At 54.5% G+C, this 18,421-nt stretch carries 11 protein-coding genes; 9 read left to right on the forward strand and 2 right to left on the reverse strand.

The window, feature by feature from the left end:
• The first annotated feature begins 31 nt into the window (after nt 1-31).
• The 5 genes from AOZ07_RS01345 (at nt 32) to AOZ07_RS01370 (ending at nt 2,580) form a co-directional block, all read left to right on the forward strand.
• Entirely contained in the window at nt 32-253 is a 222-nt protein-coding gene (locus AOZ07_RS01345) for a glutaredoxin family protein (protein WP_084793092.1), read from the forward strand.
• Nucleotides 254-266: 13 nt separating this feature from the next.
• Complete coding sequence (locus AOZ07_RS01350) at nt 267-512, forward strand: hypothetical protein (protein WP_060700358.1); 246 nt, start codon at nt 267-269, stop codon at nt 510-512.
• Between the two features lie 2 nt (nt 513-514).
• The gene (locus tag AOZ07_RS01355; RefSeq protein WP_060700359.1) at nt 515-853 is read left to right on the forward strand and encodes a hypothetical protein; all 339 of its coding nucleotides are present in this window, start codon (nt 515-517) and stop codon (nt 851-853) included.
• A 286-nt stretch (nt 854-1,139) separates the two neighbouring features.
• A complete protein-coding gene (locus AOZ07_RS01365; protein ID WP_194943729.1) occupies nt 1,140-1,307 on the forward strand; it encodes a hypothetical protein in 168 nt (55 codons plus the stop codon).
• Between the two features lie 76 nt (nt 1,308-1,383).
• On the forward strand, nt 1,384-2,580 hold the full coding sequence (locus AOZ07_RS01370) for an IS1249 family transposase (RefSeq protein WP_060700362.1): 1,197 nt from the start codon (nt 1,384-1,386) through the stop codon (nt 2,578-2,580).
• Between the two features lie 242 nt (nt 2,581-2,822).
• Here the strand turns inward: AOZ07_RS01370 and AOZ07_RS01375 are convergent, their stop codons facing one another.
• Nucleotides 2,823-3,434: a hypothetical protein gene (locus tag AOZ07_RS01375; RefSeq protein WP_060700363.1), complete on the reverse strand. Its 612-nt coding sequence runs from the start codon at nt 3,432-3,434 to the stop codon at nt 2,823-2,825.
• Nucleotides 3,435-3,721: 287 nt separating this feature from the next.
• Here AOZ07_RS01375 and AOZ07_RS01385 point away from each other — a divergent pair, with 287 nt between their 5' ends.
• Together AOZ07_RS01385 and AOZ07_RS01390 are read left to right on the forward strand one after the other, a co-directional pair.
• Nucleotides 3,722-5,494 carry a hypothetical protein gene (locus AOZ07_RS01385; RefSeq protein WP_194943730.1) on the forward strand — a complete coding sequence of 591 codons (1,773 nt, stop codon included), beginning with the start codon at nt 3,722-3,724 and terminating at the stop codon, nt 5,492-5,494.
• A 314-nt stretch (nt 5,495-5,808) separates the two neighbouring features.
• A complete protein-coding gene (locus tag AOZ07_RS01390) occupies nt 5,809-6,774 on the forward strand; it encodes a hypothetical protein (protein ID WP_194943731.1) in 966 nt (321 codons plus the stop codon).
• Nucleotides 6,775-6,935: 161 nt separating this feature from the next.
• Here the strand turns inward: AOZ07_RS01390 and AOZ07_RS01395 are convergent, their stop codons facing one another.
• Complete coding sequence (locus tag AOZ07_RS01395; RefSeq protein ID WP_194943732.1) at nt 6,936-8,573, reverse strand: hypothetical protein; 1,638 nt, start codon at nt 8,571-8,573, stop codon at nt 6,936-6,938.
• A 1,128-nt stretch (nt 8,574-9,701) separates the two neighbouring features.
• Between AOZ07_RS01395 and AOZ07_RS01400 the strand changes: the two genes are divergently transcribed.
• Both AOZ07_RS01400 and AOZ07_RS01405 read left to right on the forward strand, forming a co-directional pair.
• On the forward strand, nt 9,702-10,946 hold the full coding sequence (locus tag AOZ07_RS01400) for a hypothetical protein (RefSeq protein ID WP_060700368.1): 1,245 nt from the start codon (nt 9,702-9,704) through the stop codon (nt 10,944-10,946).
• A 563-nt stretch (nt 10,947-11,509) separates the two neighbouring features.
• Nucleotides 11,510-18,418, forward strand: a complete 6,909-nt coding sequence (locus tag AOZ07_RS01405; protein ID WP_060700369.1) for a DNRLRE domain-containing protein — start codon at nt 11,510-11,512, stop codon at nt 18,416-18,418.
• Nucleotides 18,419-18,421: the final 3 nt, after the last annotated feature.

Genomic DNA, 18,421 nt, shown 5'->3' on the forward strand with positions numbered 1-18,421 from the left:
TAGAGCTATTCTCAAAACCACACTGCGGGCCATGCACCGAGTGAAGAACTACCTGGAGAAGCGTAACGCTGATTACAAAATCCACGACGTCACCGCCGACCCGGACGCACTCCAGCGTCTGAAAGACCTGGGCTACATCCAAAACCCTGTCGTCTTCGATACCCATACAGGCGATCACTGGTACGGATTCAACCCCACCAAAATCGACGCGGCTATCGCAGCAGCGAACGACCTGGCCGCAGCGGATCTTTAGGCGGTATGTCCCCATGGATCTGAACCAACGCACCGACTCTGCAAACAGCCTCGTCCTCACGGTCGTACTGCTCGGCAGCCTCGCCTGGATGCCACGGCCGACCTTCCGCCGGCGGAAGAAACTAACCAGTGCAGCCGGCATGCCTCTCGACGTGAGCCACTGGCGTACCCATAAAAGCCGCCATGCGCAACGCGTACCCGTAAATGAAAGCCAGATCCCCCAGATGCGGGCTAGCTCGAAAGTTCCGGAAGAGGAATAGCCATGAATTTCACTACCTCGCTTAACGGCGCTTTTGGCACCAACGAGAGATCAACCGCATCATGGCTCCATCTCCGCTCAGAGGGCTATACCCTTTTCCTGCCACGGAAGAATCAGCAGTGGTATCCGGATCTTCTCGACACAGTGTCCAGGGGATTCAACCTGAGGTTTAAAGCATTGAGTCGTTTTTCCAAGGGCAGTTGCTTGCTGTGTCTGGCTTTCTTTGCGGCCCTGGTTATTTCAGCATTCTTAGTGCTGATTTCGAGAGAGGGCGCGCGTCCGGAGGTGCGCTCTGCCTGGTTGGGAACCGCATGGCTGACAGGGCTGGTTTTCATAGTTTGAGTGCTTGCTCGCATAGCCCGTTGGCGTTTGGCACGTAGCGAAGTGGCGGCATTAGTTGCCGCGAGCGAGGTGGATTGCAGCAAGGTGCATCTGCAAACCGAATCCTTATCGGAATGCGAGGCAATACTGCAGGCTTGGGACGCTCTTGATGCGGCTAACCAACAGCGGATACTTTCGGTCATTGGACAGTCTGACGCAGGCTTGTGCGAAGACGAGTTCAGGATCTTGCTGGCTAGGAGCGATCGATCGTGTGCTGGCTAGTTGGAACCAGCATAAAATTCGCACTTTGGATGTGATCGTGACGTATGAACTTGGCGATGTTGTCGACCGTATTACCGTAAGCGGACCAGACTACTACGGCGCCAAAGAGCAAGCAGATAGCCAGGTGCCTGAAGGTGCCATCACATTGAATACGAGGGTTGTCAGAGATGTCGACCCGACGACGTTCGGCTAGCTTGGGCCTATAGGCAATAAGTGGTGTCTGAAAACTTGATTCTGCCCCGGCACTCCGGGGCAGAATCAAGTTTTGCATGGATTTCGTTCCCATAGGTGTGACCCTTAAGAGAAAAAACACCCACCTATGTAGTATCTGCCAAAGTCCCCAAAAGAAGAACGGGAAACGCAACGGCAAGCAACGATGGCGATGCATTAGCTGCAATGCCTCGACCACTCATCAACGACCAGATACGACCCAACGCAACGTCCTCATCGGCTTCGTCAACTGGCTGCTGAGCAAGCAAACCCAAGCCGACCACGCTGGCGGCACTGGCAGGACCTTCCGCTACCAAACCCAGTGGTGCTGGGACGTGTATCCGTACCTGAACCAGACCGGCGAAGTCTTTGACGAGATCCAGGTCGACGGGATCTACCTGCGCCCAGGCTGGTGCCTTCTCATCGCTATCGCCAACGGCAAAGTCATCGGCTGGCAATGGTGCGACCACGAAAAATCAGCTGCTTGGATTGCGCTGCTCAAACACTTCCCACAACCGAAAGTCGTTGTCACCGACGGTGGCTCAGGACTGCTCAAAGCGCTGAAAATGCTCTGGCCCGGAGTGGAAGTCCAACGATGCCTAGTGCATATCCAACGCACCATACGCACGTACCTGACCCTGAAGCCACGAATGGAAGCAGGCAAGTCACTACGGCATTTGAGCTTGCAATTGACCAGGATCAAAGACCAGGACGAAGCCGCCTGTTGGGCGGCTGCCTTAGCTGAATGGCAGTCAAAGTATCAGTATCTGCTCGATGAGCGCACCTACGCCAAAGACTGGGCTGGGCCCTGGCCCAGAGGCATCAGTCAGTCCCGGAAGTCCTGGCCGACCCACGAGCGATTGCTCAAGGCTTATAACGCAATGAACTCTGTTTTGAAGCGTGGCCATCTGTTCACGTATCTGAAGCCGGAGCTCATTGGTCTTGGCGTCAGTACGACAACGAACATGATTGAAGGAGCGATTAATTCCGGGATCAGAGAGATGATTAGGCTCCACCGTGGCATGCCCATTGAGCATCGCCGGCGTGCGTGTGAATGGTTTTGCTGGACGCACGCGGATTCGTTGGAACGTCCGGCGCTGCCTTTGATCATCAAGGAATCAGAGCTCTTGTTGAAGGAGCGGGAGGTGGCCAGGAAACCTGTTCCGTACCTGGTTGGTCCTGAGGTTTATGGCACTGCTTCTATTGCTGAGGAGGGTCTTTATGCTCGGGCTGGTTGGGGTGGGCGTAGCCGCTAATTCTGGGTTTTGAGGTGGTTTGGTCCGGGTGGCATGCCCGGGCCAGACACCATTTATTGCCTATAAGCCCTAGCTTGAGCCAGCCGATTATAGGCAAGAGAAAAGCGCCCCGGAGAAGAGGTAGATTGTCAGATCATTCCTCGCAGCTTCACCATAAAGGGAAGCCTCGCGAACGGGGCGCTTTCATATAAATTGTAACAGGCTAAAAGCCTTGCAGACAGGGCAAACTGGTATGTCCCCGACTATTTACCTGCCAGCAATTGCTGTATGCGCTGGGGAGTCATTCCCAACGCAGCAGCAATCTCATTGTTTCTCCAACCGGCCTTGACCAAGCCCTGTATTCCCTCCATACGGTGCTGCTCTGCTTTCAGGCGCGTAGCTTCCGCCTCGGCTGCGAGCTGGCGCCCAGTCTCGAAGTGCGCGGCCTGTTCCGCGGGGAATTCAACAATGACGTCGACAACCACATCTTCGAGGTCGATCCCTAGTTTTTCCGCAGCTTTCATACGACTCAAGGACCAAGCCCGCTGTAAGGTGTTGGCTTCTACCAGGATGGATGGATCTTCAACGGAAACAGTCCACCCATTGCCATTGGTAGTCCTGACCGCTGTACCAGCCACGTGCGTCTGCGCATCAGCATCTTCTGGAACGGTAGTCCGCTCAGACGCTGGAAGCGGCTTCCCACTCTTCATCCAGGCAGCAAGCTTCTGCGGGCTATACCGGCGAGCGCGTTCGCCTGGTTCTGGTGGGGTGCGTAGGTCGAGGTTGGTGCCGTTGAGTTGGGACATGAGGTAGCGGAAGTAGGCGGGTTTGATGTCTGCTTTGTTGGCTGCTTGTTCGAGGGTGAGGCCGTGCATTGGGGTGTCCTTGGGGTGGGTTGATCTGACACCTTGAATTGTAGCAAATGAGATTTTACTAAATTTTTGTGTGGGTGTTCTTTAGCTTTGTCGAGCTTCGGGTTCCCTGCGATCTAACCGCTTAATCGTGAGCGCGTTTAGGACGACGTCGGTGATTTTCTTGGTGAGGAGTGAGAGTCGTATGTGTTCCGATTTCTTTTCTTGCGCGCATTGGAAAGATTCTGAGGTCGTATACGCTGTGCGTACATATGTGGAAGTTTGTGTGGACCTATAGGGGGACTAAAGCTGTGGCGGGACGACCTTATCGAGTTAACGAATATCGGATTGACTGGGGCCGTATTTCAGAAGAGGACTTTAATCGAGTTGTTGAAGCGCTCCTTGTTCGCGAGTTCACTGATGAGAACCATGTAGCTAGAGCTATTGATGGAAAAGGAGGTGATGGTGGCATAGACGTTGGCGTCTGGGATAGAGGAAGTGGGGGGATTGAACGTATCTTTCAGCTTAAGTATTTTCCTGAAGGGTTCACGGGGGAGTTTCGGAAAAGTCGCTTGCCGCAGGTTCAAGAGTCGTTTGCTTCCGCATGGAGGAATCATTGGCCTTCTGAGTGGACGTTGGTCATGCCTAAGAATCCGCACAAAAATGAACTTAACGAAGTGCTAAAGCTGGCTGGTGGCAAGCCTGTGTCGACTGATTGTTGGGGTGTTGCCCAACTGGATGGTTTGTTGGCTAAGCATCGCGATATTGAAGCAGCAGTCTTGCGGAATGAGTTAGTCGAACTTCTTAAACAAATACGAGAAGAAAGCGCGGCTCTTGTTGGTCCGTCCGATCTCAGTGAGCGTGCTCAAGGCCTCCAATCGGTTGCCGAGGATAGGAGCCTGTATTGGAGCACTGATTTCATCGTTACTTCTGACGGCTATGAAGAGTCTTATAGACCCAAGCATCCTGATGCGATGAAACATGAACCGATTAAGACCCATTTCACAATGTCATTTGGTGCAGAAGATGGTGCCATTGCCCAAATGGTGCAGAAGGTGCTTGATTATGGAGCTTTCGAGGCTGTTGACTTGCCTCACGGAGTGGGCAAAGTGTCGAGGACTGGTCCGGAATGGATTGCTCCGTATACAAATAATGATCAGGAAAAGTTTTCGCTGGGGACTCCGATTAATGTTCCGTTGGATTCGGAGATCGTCACTTTGGACGTTCGTGATGAATGGCAATTTAGCAAAGGCCGTTTTGAAGGGAAGATCTTGGGGCGAACCAGTGGATTGCGGGGGAATAGCATTCAGGTTGGGTTCGGCAGTTGCTTGACCGCAGTGATATCGCTGGACCGGCTGGGAGATGGCAAACCGCAGGGGCAGATGCAGTTTGATCTAGATCTTGATGGAAAACTGATTGACGCCGCCGTGTATGGCATTGACATGATGGAAGCACTACAACCACAGGCAAAGCTGGAATTCTATATTAATGGTCAAAAGATTGCGCTCCTGCAGATCAACAACGATAGAGATCCATGGCAGACAGATTCCTATCTCCGAGGAGTACTCGATGATCTTGATGTCGTGCAGAAAGCTTCGGGACTGAAATTTGTGTTGCCAGCGACATTGACGCATTGGGAACGCGGAATGCTTCGTGCATCTAAATTGCTGCTGGAAGGCTACAGTACGTGGCTTCCGGTAGACGGAATCTTCAATGTTGAGTTAAGTGGGGGTGGGGAAAATTCCGCAAATTTAGCCCGAGACTTATCTTCTGAAGGTCGACCCTTCATGGCGATATTCCCTCGGTTCCCTTTTGAGTTTCAAAACAGCAGAGTTGATCTAGGATCAGTCAGGGTGGCTAGTGACCGGGTAATTGCTTCCAATTCAGACGACCTGCAAATAGCCTTAGCGGAAGAACATTTGGAGGGATTCAACGTACGTGTCAAATCAATTGCACCCGCGCGTTGGCGGGCGCAACCTGAAAACGTCAAGCGGGATGCGCAGGGAAACCCAATTTTCGTTTCATGGAATCTGCCAGAGCTCGATGAGCCAGCGTTGACTATAGATGGTCACCAAGAACGCTAACCACGCATCAAAACGTCCGGTAGTCGGTGGTGTACAACTATGAACAGTACGAAATGAAAGGACGGAGGCAAAGTATCATTCCAAAGCATGAGTCATGAGCCATCACTCGTCCGCGGAGAGTAGATCCGCCACGCTAAATCTTTTCCATCCGAATTGGAAGATACTTCTCTACTGCAGGGGCGTCGCAAGCTCAGCTATTTTGCTGAGTTTCGTCTATGCGCAGATCATTATTCGCGCCGACTCCCGTTAATTAGAGCTCCGACCGCAACGATTTCGCCGTCGTTCCTGTTACACAATGAGATGGATGTTGTCATTTGAAGAACGAACTTGCCGCACGAGTTGCGGCTATCTATAAGCTTCCAGTTCCGATTTGGGTGAGTTACTCGTGTCTGGGCAAAACCTATACAACTGGAGTCAAAGGTCTTAGTTTTGACGTCGTAATGCCCCAAAAGCCTGGAGAACCAGATGAAGCGCCTGTCTCGAGCGACCTTCAAATTCCAGAGATCGTCGACGAACACTATGCCGGATGGACAGCAAACTTTGCCAGCATAATTCCAGAATCCAACAGTCCCGCAACTGCCCTAATAAGAGTCCTCGTTGATTCCTCCATCACACGCACGATGCCGACCAGCACACGCACGATCCCGACCAGGGTCCGCCGACCGCCAGAACATCTACTTGCCGAGCGAATCGATCACTGGTTCGAATGCGTTCGCACTTGGGTTGAAGTTCTAACAGCACAAGATCTTGACCCAAACCACCGCGTCTACGATGCGGAGGCTCTGGGCGCTGGATTGACATTCATCGAGCCCAAACGCGACGGACCAATAATAATGCGTTTCGGTTTGGGGCCGGTCATTCCTATTAGACACGATCAATGGCAAGAGATCCTGACAGCTGTCGAACAAGACAAGGCACCTCCTTTAGAGCACACCTTGCTACGTGATGGACGTGCAGCAATAAACAGAAAGTACTACCGTCGAGCAGTAATAGACGCAGCCGCAGCAGTTGAAATAGCTCTCTTAAAAGAGCTGAAAAAACGATCCTCCGAACTGCCAGAATCTCAACGTAAACGGTTGAAAAACAAGCCAACTTTGGGGGCACAAATCTCAATTGCGAAGGACTCGCAATTTACTTTCAAAGCCTCGTATAAAGATCTGAAGATCCTGGCGGACACCAGGAACGACGTCATTCATAGAGCCGAAGAGCCAGACTATCGTTCAACCCATGCGATACTAACGACTGCGACTGACATTGTGCGAGAGATCAACCCGCTCTAAGGAAAGTGCTACCGAATCCAACAAATTTACATTGCTAAGTTACTTCGAGGCACGATGGCGATTTCGTACTTCGCAAATGATGCTGCAGCATCGATGACCGGGAATATCTAATCTAAACATGTAGGGGCCAGCCCAATTGTCGCCGAAAGCGCGTAATGGTATTACTTTCGTTGACGATCCACCTCCTCAGACAGCTTAGCTACGAGCTCAGTGCGGCGTGGACCGGCAGCTGCCGGAGACGATCCTTCATCAATAAACGTGAATTCTGTCGGCCATTTGTATCCACGGCGGATGGAGGGCAGCCGCATGTTCCTCCATTGCCAGAACCACCCCAAAACCCAGAGGGTGGTCACTGCGATCAAGATACAGGCAAGGGCGATCGCTGGACCCCAAAACTCCTGCGCAGCCATCCACCTGACTGGAATGAGAGGCCAAGCCTCACCTGGCTGTGCAGGAGGGACGGAGGATAGAAGATCTTTGAGAGGCGGTAAAGCAACTACAAGCCCTACGAGTGTTGCCACCAGTGTGATCCACCATGACCGACGCGCTGCGCGTTCGGCGCTGCGCGTTGAATACGCTGATGCAGAAAGGCTCAACGCTGTTTCAATTGTCTTGCGAATCTCCGGCGCTCCATGATCATCCAACACGTGACGGACAATGTCACGTGCCTCTCCCGATCTCAAGTCACGCTGCCTCAGCTCCGAAAATAGGCGCACTGCTTCTTTATATCGTGCTCTCAATCTCCTCTCTCCCGAAACCATGCGCGAAACATCTTGTTCCAATGAGTGGAGTCGCACGTACAAAAGGAGTGAATACTCCAAGACGAGCACGGTATCTAGCTCCGCAATTCCTTTAGGCGGGGAGCCCCACCAATGAAGATAGATTGCTGAGCCTAGTCGAGCGAATAAAGAGTGGTCACGACTAAGTGAGAGATCCGCTGGGAGGGATACGTGTTTAGCTACATCACCGGTATAGGAACTTCTGTTTGTCAGACGGATGAGATCTTCTTGATGATTTATCTGCCACTCTTCCGGACTACAGCAAGGGTTAGGTCCCACTATCGCAACGGGGTATGAGGTCCAATACGCATATGACTGCTTGATGATCCTCAAAACCGCGAAAAGATGCATATGCAAAAGGTCCTGCATAGTCGCCGGCTCTGAATGTTCTATCACTCCGAGAGGCTGGTCGGCATCCAATTTGCCCTCTGAGAAATCCGTCAACGACTCCCAGGAGGTTCCTTGGATGAGAGGTACTGACATCTCTGAACGTACGAACAGAGGTTCTGCTCCCCACATCATCGCCAGAAGTTGCCGAACATCCAGAGAAGTTTCAGCACTTACTACCAGGTCGATCTGAGCGACTCCCGATTCATGCAGTAGCAGCCTTGGCTCGAAGACCACGTGGTGCCTCTCATCTGAACCAGGAAGAACGAAATCGTGATAGCTCTCCCTCAGCATCAACCGCACGAAACCATCGCTGTCACGAGTCGGTCCACCGAAGAGATTCGCATCGCTTCGCCGGATTGCGGCTGACACAACCTGGCGATTCAGCATGTTGCTCTCCGCCTCAGCAAGCAATTTCAATGTATCGACGTCATCTTGATCAGACTCCACAGCGGGCATCGAGATGGGCTGTTCCTGATCCGACGGAGTGCTTGGCTTATCCCACTCGCTCCGTTTCACATCTCTCCGGGTTAGCCGGATGTTGGGAAGAACATGGCGCATCGTGATGATCGGATGATGGAGGAAGAGCTTCGCGAGGCTGGCGAAGGATTTGGTTTCTGCTAACTCCGCCACTCGTGGCGCCGCCTTGGTCGATAGCCACTTGGCTCTGAGGTATGGAATCCCAAAGCGTGGATGCCGCCCCGCAAACGCAAATGCCGCCTTCCAGGAGTCTGACGTCATTGCCGCTTCCAACATCGCAACGCTAGAGCGTGATTTTCTGATTGAGCGCGCTATCCTGCGGTGTCTGTAGGGGACTCGGACCGCCGTTTCAGAAGGCCAAGCGGCCGAAACTGCAAGATCGGCATCCAAAAGGGTACGGGTCCAGCGGGCGAGGTCAGCGTCACCACTCAGGGACGCAGTGAGTATGTGGTGAACAGAAACGGAATCAAAAGAGGGGCTATGAGGGCGCTGACGCTTCCGGAAGAACCTGCTCCGCGTCCATGTCCGCACACGTTTCATACCTCAGTATTCCGTTCTTGTGATGCGTTATTCATACCAGTTCTTGTCTTTCTGAGTGTGCATAGAGCAAGGTTGGCGACAGGCCGGGGCTATGAGACCAGCGAACTTGTGATCCTATGCGACGGTTTTGCAGTTAGATTCGATAGAAAGCATCTGCCAATACACGACCTAAATGCGCATGTCCGATCGACAGAAGCAACGGTTCTCAGCGAACAGATTCTTGGGCCCCGCCTATTTCGGATATGCGCCTGAAATTTGAATTCCTGTTTCCCATACATGGATCATACCGACCTGTCTTCCCCTCTCAACTCGCTCAACGCTTCCATAAGCCTGTCGTTCACCGGTACAAATTCAGACGACTTCGGGCACCGTCCAATCTGTAGGGTTTGCTCGAATGTATAATTCCTGAATATCCGCCCGAGAAATAGCCAGTTCAGTTGCCGATCAAGACATGTTTTTGAAGTCTTGGCTGGCCGTTCAGCAGACAAGAATGTAGTGGATTTCAAATCTCGCGGTTTCTGCTGGGACGAAATTTTAGTGTTCTATATGTGGCGTTTGTCGTCTGCAATTTGGTGACTATTGAACTGTCTGCAATGGAACGTATAAACCCGGGGTATGGCGGGCATTGGATTGTCGGAGGTGTGGCCTACGATCTAGGTGATTGGTGAATAATGCCGGCAGTTTGCTGTTTTGCATGGTTCAACGATCCTCAGTCTCGTTGAACCACTGAAGGGCAGGGCCATGGAAGAACATCGATCTATACGGGATCAGATCCGTCAAGCGGTAGATCCTGATGGGTACCACGAGATGCTTGCTGAATTGGTCAGCGGATCTGGAAAATCAACAGCTTGGTTAAACATTCTCAGTCAATCAATTGGGCAGGACCGTGCGCAGTTGTCACAGATGGGGGTTGACTATCAACGGCTCCTGAAATCCATGGAAGAGGCGCTGGAACTACTGGTTCCCCGTGGGTGGGCACCATTTCGCATGGATTCTCAAACCGTTGAGCAAGCGATTGATCTCATCCGAAACGGCGAAGACAACGAAGCCGATAATCTCCTAGCTGACCAATGGGAAGGCGCAGGAGCTTGGCGAACCAAGAGCATCCACGCAAAAGTCAGCGTTCTTGGTGCAGGCGAGAGGCAAGATCGGTACCACCAGATCTTCAGGGATCGAGCACGCTTAGTCTGGAAAGCTAAAGAGCATCATGAAGCAGGAAACTATGAGGCCTCTATTCCCTTGATTCATGCTCAAATGGAAGGCATCGTAATGGACGTTGCCGGCGGCAAAAAGTTCTACACGAAAACCAAAGCTAAAGCTGATCTTGTTGACCCGGCTCACTTGGTCAGCATCGAAGCATGTCTAGCGGCGCTTCAAGTTCTCTACGGTGAGGGGGTTCTTGGAACCCAATCAGCTGGAAGCCTGTCGCGTCATGGGGTCGCTCACGGACGTGAACTTGCCTATGATACTCGGGTTAACTCCGCTAAAAATTGGTCCGTGCTCGATGCATTAGTGACTTGGGCACGTCCTTTGGCAGCGGCAGAAGCATTGCGTTTACGGGGAGAAACCGAACAAGCTAATGCAGGAATCGATGGTACCAATGCGGACGGTCGTCGCATCGATGACCGGGAGTTCCGTCAGACCAAAAAGATGCTTCGGAAACTTCAAACTTCAGCCGCCGGATGGCACAACAGAACTGAAAAATTCCCTAGCGATCTGATTGGGCGAATCTACACCACTAAAGATTTTGTCGAAGCAGGTTTACCCGTCCCTCATGGAATTCATATGGGGGTTTCTTCTGACGGCCGCTACGCATGGTTCTGGCGAGAGACCATCTCCGGGTGGGTCTTAGGCGCAGCCGTTGGAGTTCAAAAGCGAGGCTTTGGGGAATGGCACTACGCTGGGCCGAAACATCCAACATCATCTCCTGAAGAATCACCAGAATTGTGGGGCCCTGTCTTCTCTACCCCACCCGACTGGACCTGACATCGGATAAGGTCCACCTCAATAGCGCGAATTTGGGCCGGACTGTGATCCCTTAGCTTGAAGTCTTAGACCGAAAGAAGGAGTCCAGGGTAAGGGCGGTATGTTCCCACCCTGGGCTCCTTGTGTGTTGTCTAGGTGTGGCCAGCGGTTTGTTTGCTCGGAGGCCTGTATCAGTGATTTATGATGTTTTGCTTGAACCGATCGGATGCGTGTCCTTGAATTGGCCAACGTGGTCGGGGGGCGGTAATCCATGATGGAAAGATGACCCGTCGGGGTTTTTCATAGTAATAAAGTTCAGATCGGTGGCACTTTCGTTCAAGGTGAAAGCGCGCGATGATTTACAACGGTTGAATCCCGCTAGTTCTACGCGATTATCTATCCTGAGGGAATTTCCAGGAAAACTATTGCTTTCCCCAAGGTTTTAGCTTCAAATACTTCTAATGGCTTTTTGCAAGCCTAGTCACTCTTAGCTTTTGGGGTCTCTTGTGGAGAATTTTTCGGGGTACAGTTCTGCGCGTTTGTGGTCGGATTTTCCAGTGAGAACGAGGAAGTTCTTATCGGGCTTGACGATTGCGAGCACCGTTGGGCTCGTCGCTTCAGGTTTGTTCCCGTTCGAGGCCTTCGCCGATGAGAAGAGCGCGACAGAAGCTGTAGAAAACGTGAAGGAACGCCCTGACGGGGTGTCTGCCCAAATTACTGCCAAGGTTACCGGGCACCGCGTCGAGGACCTTTCGTTGCGTACGGCCACGGAGCAGGTGTTTGCCAACCCTGACGGGACATGGACCTCGGAAACTACCTCTGCAGCTCGGTTCAAAGAAGAAGATGGCACGTTCGTTTCGATTGGCGATGCCAACGAGCTCACTGATGCCCGCGAACCTGTGGTCGGCGACGGCACGGAGCTGACCGTCGCTGATGGGGAACAATCGGTAGGGGACGGACCGAGCAAAGATTCCGTGGTTCTCGCCGAGCTGGAATCTACAGGCGAAAACAAAGGCGCCAAGCTGAAGCTTGGGTGGGAAGGGGTACTGCCGGCCCCTGAGATTGACGACAACCAGGCCAAGTATTTGGACCAGGTTGAGATCCCTGTGATTGAGGATTCCACTGGTGAAGTAGTTCCCCAAACTTCCACGGTAACGCCGATCCCGTCCGGGTCCTCTGAGCCCGTCGAGGAATCAGAAGTACCGGAAACAGCGACCCCTGGCGAAACCTCTTCAGAAACTCCGGATGAACCTACTGAAGTTCCAGGATCATCTGCACCTAGCGAAGACCCGCAAGAATCCGAAAGCACTGAGTCCGAGAGCGAAGCTTCAGAAGCAACGGAAGAAGCACCCTCCGATGAAACTCCTCAGCAGAAATCTGTTGAAGCTGATGTCGTCGTTCAGCCGCTGGGGTCGGGCTTCTCGCACCGGACCGTATTGGAGCAAGCCCCTGAAGGTGCCGTTTCCCTGCGGTTCCCAGTCAGCCTGTCAAAGGGACTTGAGCTGGAGAAAGACGAGAAAACCGGGGATCTGCGCGCTGTGAACGGCAAGGACGAGACGGTGTTCTTCGCTCCGGCGCCGACGATGTGGGATGCCAAGATCGATGAGGCTTCTGGCCTTCCGGCTGCTGAGCGTTTCGTCGACACCGAACTCACCGAAGAAGACGGCGTTCCCGTCCTCATCTTGAAGGTTGAGGCTGAATGGCTGCAGGATCCAGACCGCCAGTATCCGGTCACGATTGACCCGACATGGTCGGCCGGTGCTTCGGATACCTGGGTTCAGGCAGACGTTCCAGGGTCGAAAGCGGGTGACATTGAGCTTCGTGTCGGTACATTCAATGGTGGATCGCTGAAGTCCCGCTCATTCCTGCGCTTCGAATCCTCGGCTTTGGACGGAAAGAAGATCACCAAAGCTGAACTTCGAATGCATAACTACCATTCGTACTCGTGCACCTCGGCCCCGGTTAAGGTGCAGCGAGTGACGACCGCATGGATTTCCAGCGACGTTACCTGGACAGCGCAGCCCAGCGTGACAACCAGCGGCGAGGGATCAAATAACGTTTCCAAGGGCTACTCCTCCAGTTGCGCAGCCGGATATGTCTACTACCCGATCACTCCCATAGCCCAGTACTGGGCTGATAACCCAACGAAGAACTTCGGTGTTCGACTGATCGCTGCCGATGAGACGAACAACTACTCGTGGAAACGGTACTTCTCAGGAAACTACGTTACTGGCGCGAATGATCCACTGGAACCATCATTCATCATTACCTACAACTCTTACCCGGGCACCCCATCAGGTGTCTCCTTCAACTCCGGTGAGTCAGTCAAAGACGGTGCCGGTAAGACTTGGGTGAAGTCCAAAACCCCGACATTCCGCTCGACGGTTACGGACCCTGATGGCGGTAACGTCAAGGCCGAGTTCGACATGTCCGGCACCAGCACGTTGACCAAGCAGGCTGGCTCGACGGTTGCCTCCAAGCAGGTCTCCACGTATAAGGCCTCCTTGGCAGAGAACGGCACCTACACGGTCAAGGCCTGGGCCAATGACGGCTCGCTGCGTTCCAAGGCAGCTGGCTCTTCAACTACTTTCACCGTTGACTCGGTAGCGCCGTCTGCTCCTTCGATCTCCTCCTCAGGAGGGATTACGAACAACGGGTGGAAAGCTTCAAAACCAAGTTCAAATACTTTCACTTTCTCTTCCAGCGCTGATACTGACAAGTTCTCTTACCAGTTGAACAACGATGCCTGGAAGACTGTCACCGCGACCTCAGGCAAGGCAACCTTGTCGTGGAACCCTACGGGAGCGAATATCCTGAGGGTGAAGGCGAACGACAAGGCGACAAACACCTCGGGCACGACCACGTGGACCTTCGGCAACGGCGTTGCTTCATTGACTTCCCCTGCTGGTGGTTCCACCACTTCGGATTCGTTCAAGGTCACTGGTCAAGGACCGAGTTCATCGACCGGCGTGGTGACCCCGAAGGTGTATTGGCGTGAAGCGGACAGCGTGACCGCAGATACAACGACCTACGGTTCGAATAGCGGATGGTATGAAGCCGCAACCCTGCCGGATATCGCTTCGGGGCAACCGGTCAAAGTCGACACCATGGTGAACGTCGCCGCCGCCCCGGCGGGCAAACTGAAAGAACTCGGCAAAGACCGCTTGGCTACGTTGGTGGAGCTGCAGGTCTGCTTCGACTACGCGGGCGCTCCGGCCGCTTCGAAGCTGCAGTGCACGACGAACAAATCCAAGAAGCCGGTGCAGGTCACCAAGCTGCCGCATGCTTTCGGGGATAACTACCCTGTTGCCGAAGCCGGCGACGGACAGGTCGCGTTGACCACCGGCGAGCTGAACCTTTCGGAAACCGATGTCGAGGTGGACGCGGGCAACACCGGTTTGTCCGTTAACCGCTCCTACTCCTCCTACTCAGGCATTGGCGCGAATTCGAAGATTTTCGGCAAGGGCTGGCGCGTGAATATCGACGGCCCCGACGAAGGGCTGTCAGGGCTGATGGTCGCTGAATCCACTGCCTTGGATGGCACCGTCACTTTGATCAATGATGATGAAACCGCAGCGGTCTTCCGCCAACCAGGTAACGGCCGTGTCTCCTTGAAAACCGGCACCTATGTGGCGGCCAATGACGACGCGAGCGCTTCAGGATGGAAACTCGCATTGTCCGGCACGGGTACCGCTGCGCGGATCAAGATCACCGAGGAAGACGGCACAGTGACCACGTTCAAGCGTGGTGCGATCTTGGAGGGCAACTCCAAGATCTATGAATGGATCACTGAAACCGTCACTGGCGGCAACGGCACGGGCACAGCCAAGTTCGTTTCGAACACTGCCGGGCAGACCACGATGGTTGTTGCTGGCACCGAGACCAACCTGACATGCGACACGACCACCCCCGTCAAGGGCTGCCGGCGCATCAATCTGGCCTATGACACCTCTGGCAAGATTACGAAAGTCACCTACACCGCCTGGGATCCAGCCGCCAGCGCGATGAAGACTGTGAACATTGCCGAGTACGGGTATGACGGAACGTCTGCTGATGCACGACTGGTTAGCGTGAAGGATTCCCGCACAGGGGATGTCACTTCCTACACTTATGCTGCTGACTCGGCCGCTGGCGTGCCGCTGATTGCTTCCACCGAGGAAAAGACCAGTGGCGGTGCGCGCGTCGATGCCCCAACATACTATTCCTACGGGCTCGGGAACACCGGTTCCGGGCGTGCTGATTGGCTGGAGAAGGTCGAGCGAGGCAACGCCGCCGACGGAAATACCCGGGTGCAGACAGCACGCTTTGTCTACGGGATCAATCCTGTCGGGGATGGAAACAACCTGCCAGATCTGCGTGAAGAACGAGTCAAGCTCTGGGAACAGGAAGGTTCCAAGCGTCCCGTTACTGGTTACGCAGTGTTCGGGGCCGGGAAGAACATCGCTTCTTCCAAGGCCGGATCCGTTGCGGCCGGCGACTTCAAGTATGCGGATCTGCAGTATGTGGATTCGCAGAACCAGGTCGTGAACACATCTTCGTACGCTGCCGGTGCCTGGCAGAGCACCGCGAGCGTGTTCAACGGGGACGGCAACGTCGAACGGTCCTACGATGAGCGGGCTTTGCGGATGATCCAGGCCTCGGCGGCAACCCCTGAGAATGTTGTCGGCGGCATCGTCATCGGACATTTGGACCAGGCATCCTTGTCCTTCTACTGGTCGGAGCTGTCGGCCTATGTCGATGAGAACGGCGACGGCATTTCCACCGCCACCGACCCTGTGATCAAGGCGGATGAGATCGCAAAAAATGAGGCCACCGCGGAATTCCTACGCGGGTATGTCACTGACTCCTATTCACCGGTGACCACCGATGAGAACGATGAGCCAGCCCGCGTCCACACCAAAACGACCTACACCGAGCTGACTGACGTCGATGCTGGCGGCATGCCACGCATGCTCACGACGAAGGAAGTCACCTCGAAAGCGAATTCCGGCGACGTCGACCCATCGGTCACTGGCGAGCCTGTCCTTTCTGAGGTGCAGAACGGCTACGACGCCTACACCGTCGATAAGAATGGAAAGGCGATTACCGACAAGAACAACCTGCGCTCAGGCTGGGTGATCGGCACCCCGACCAAGGTCACTCAGGTCCTATCTCCCACGACAAACAGCATCGTTGTCGAAACCAGGTACGACGACCAGGGCCGCGTCATCGAGACCCGCCAGCCGAAGTCAGCAGGGGCAGACGCCGGAACAACCCAGAGCATCTACTACTCAGCTGGCGCCAACGCCGCGGATGCTGCTTGCGGCAACGTTCCAGAGTACGCGGGATACCTGTGCAAGAACACCCCTAAGGGCGCTGGCTCGGTGTCGAAGCATCAGACCGGGTTCAACATCTATGGCCAGCCGGCGACGTTCACCGAAGCATCGACCGGGGCTGACGGGGCCAAGCGCACGACAACCCAGACCTACCGCGCTGACGGGCAGGAGCTGAAAACCACGGTCACTACCAGTGGCGTCACTACTACTGCGGTGCCTCCGGTGGAGAAGCTCTATGACGCTACCGGTGTCCAGAACGGAGTACGGGCACTAGCCTCGGGCACCTTGCCGCAGTCAGAGGTGAAATGGTCCCAGGATTTGTGGGGACGTACCACCTCCTACACGAACTCCCTGGGTGAAACGACCACCACCGAGTACGACGGATTCGGCAACGTGTCCAAGACCGTTTCGCCGGTGTCAACCTCGACCTACAAGTACGGGGCGCTCTCAGGAGACGGCACCGCGGAGTACCAGGGTGTGGTCACGAGCATGAGCGTGTCCAAGCATGGTGGAACGGGAACCGGCACTTACAAGGCGTCCTACGACGGCGACGGCAACATCCTGACCCAGAGCATCCCGGGCGGATTCACCCAGAGGATGGACTACGACGAATCCGGCAAGCAGGTCCGCCTGGCTTATGACGGCCCGCTGAAAGCCGAGGACGGCACGAGCTCAACCGGAACTTGGATCGCGTGGGAACTGAACCGGGATACCACCGGCCGGATTGTTGGCGAGACGACTCCGGAGGGTGATGTCCTTGCTGGTACTTCCACAGCGGGCGACCGCGGTGCAGCCTATGACCGGGCGTTCTCCTATGACCGGGCTGGTCGTTTGACCGAAGTGCAGGATGTCACCGCGCAGCCTGGCGAGACGGTCAACACCGACCCTGTCGAAGGGGCGGTGACTCCTACGACGGTGCGGAAGTACGCGTTTGATAAGAACGGCAACCGCACGTCACTGACCACTACCGTAAATGGCGCCCAGACAGCTTCGCGGTCCTGGACCTATGATGCGGCTGACCGTGTCGGTGTAGGCGCCGGGTATGCGTATGACGGGTTGGGACGGCAGACCACGATTCCAGCAGCGGATGCGCCGGTTGCTGCTGGTGGCGTGAAGGCTGGTGCCGGGGCAATCACGGTGAAATACTTCGCTAATGATGCTGCTGCAGCCATTACCCGCAACGGGACCACCTCCACTATTGGCCTGGATCCAAATGGCCGCCGACTAACAGTCACCTCGACGGGAACTGCTGCGGCTGGTACTGAAACGAAGCATTACGCTGATGATTCGGATAATCCTGCGTGGAGCAGCCGTGTTCAAGGAACGCAAACGATCACGACTCGGTATGAGTCGACGATCGGTGGCGATCTTGCTCTGACGATCACCGATAACAACGTTGAACTGGCGTTGAGCAATCCCCATGGCGATGTCGTTGCCACCGTGCCAGTCACCGGCACCGGTGCAGGGCAAGGAATCACTGGATGGGCGCAGTACGACGAGTATGGCAACCACCTATCGGAACCAGTGAATACCGGTGCGACAACTTACGGTTGGCACGGCGCGGATCAGCGAGCGGTCGATACCAGCGGGCTGATCCTGATGGGCGCAAGGCTCTACAACCCAGCAACTGGTATGTTCACGAGCCGTGACCCAATTGATGGCGGCAATACTACTGCTTATGTTTATCCTGCTGATCCTGTCAACGGCCATGATATTTCGGGAGAGCTAGCTTGGTTCGCGGCTCCACTCATTTGGGCAGGCGTCCGATGGGCAGCTCCGAGAGTCATTTCCTGGGGAGCTAAGTACCTGAGCCGACGGAGCTTCGCGGTTCGAGTAGTCAATCCTCTCCGTCATAGAGCCTGGCGTGGACAAGCACGATACTTGAATGCGCGGGCAAGTCACTACGCCCGACGAGGTGTTCAGTATTCCGGAAGTTACAAACGCCAGTACCATCCGATTGCTGCTAGATACGCAGGAAACCGCTGGGTCGGCAGAGGCGCCTCTCCTTCGCGATCTATGGGTAGAAAAGTGATGATATCGCGAAACAAGTACAGGCAAGTGCGCCATGCGACCTATAAGCCTAAGTACGGGTACAGGCAAACTAACTTAGAGAGCAGGCGCGGTTCCAAGGGGCCATGGGCATACAATTACCACATTCGTATCCGGAATCTGAGGTGACTT

Source organism: Glutamicibacter halophytocola (assembly GCF_001302565.1).
GTDB classification, from domain to species: Bacteria; Actinomycetota; Actinomycetes; order Actinomycetales; family Micrococcaceae; genus Glutamicibacter; species Glutamicibacter halophytocola.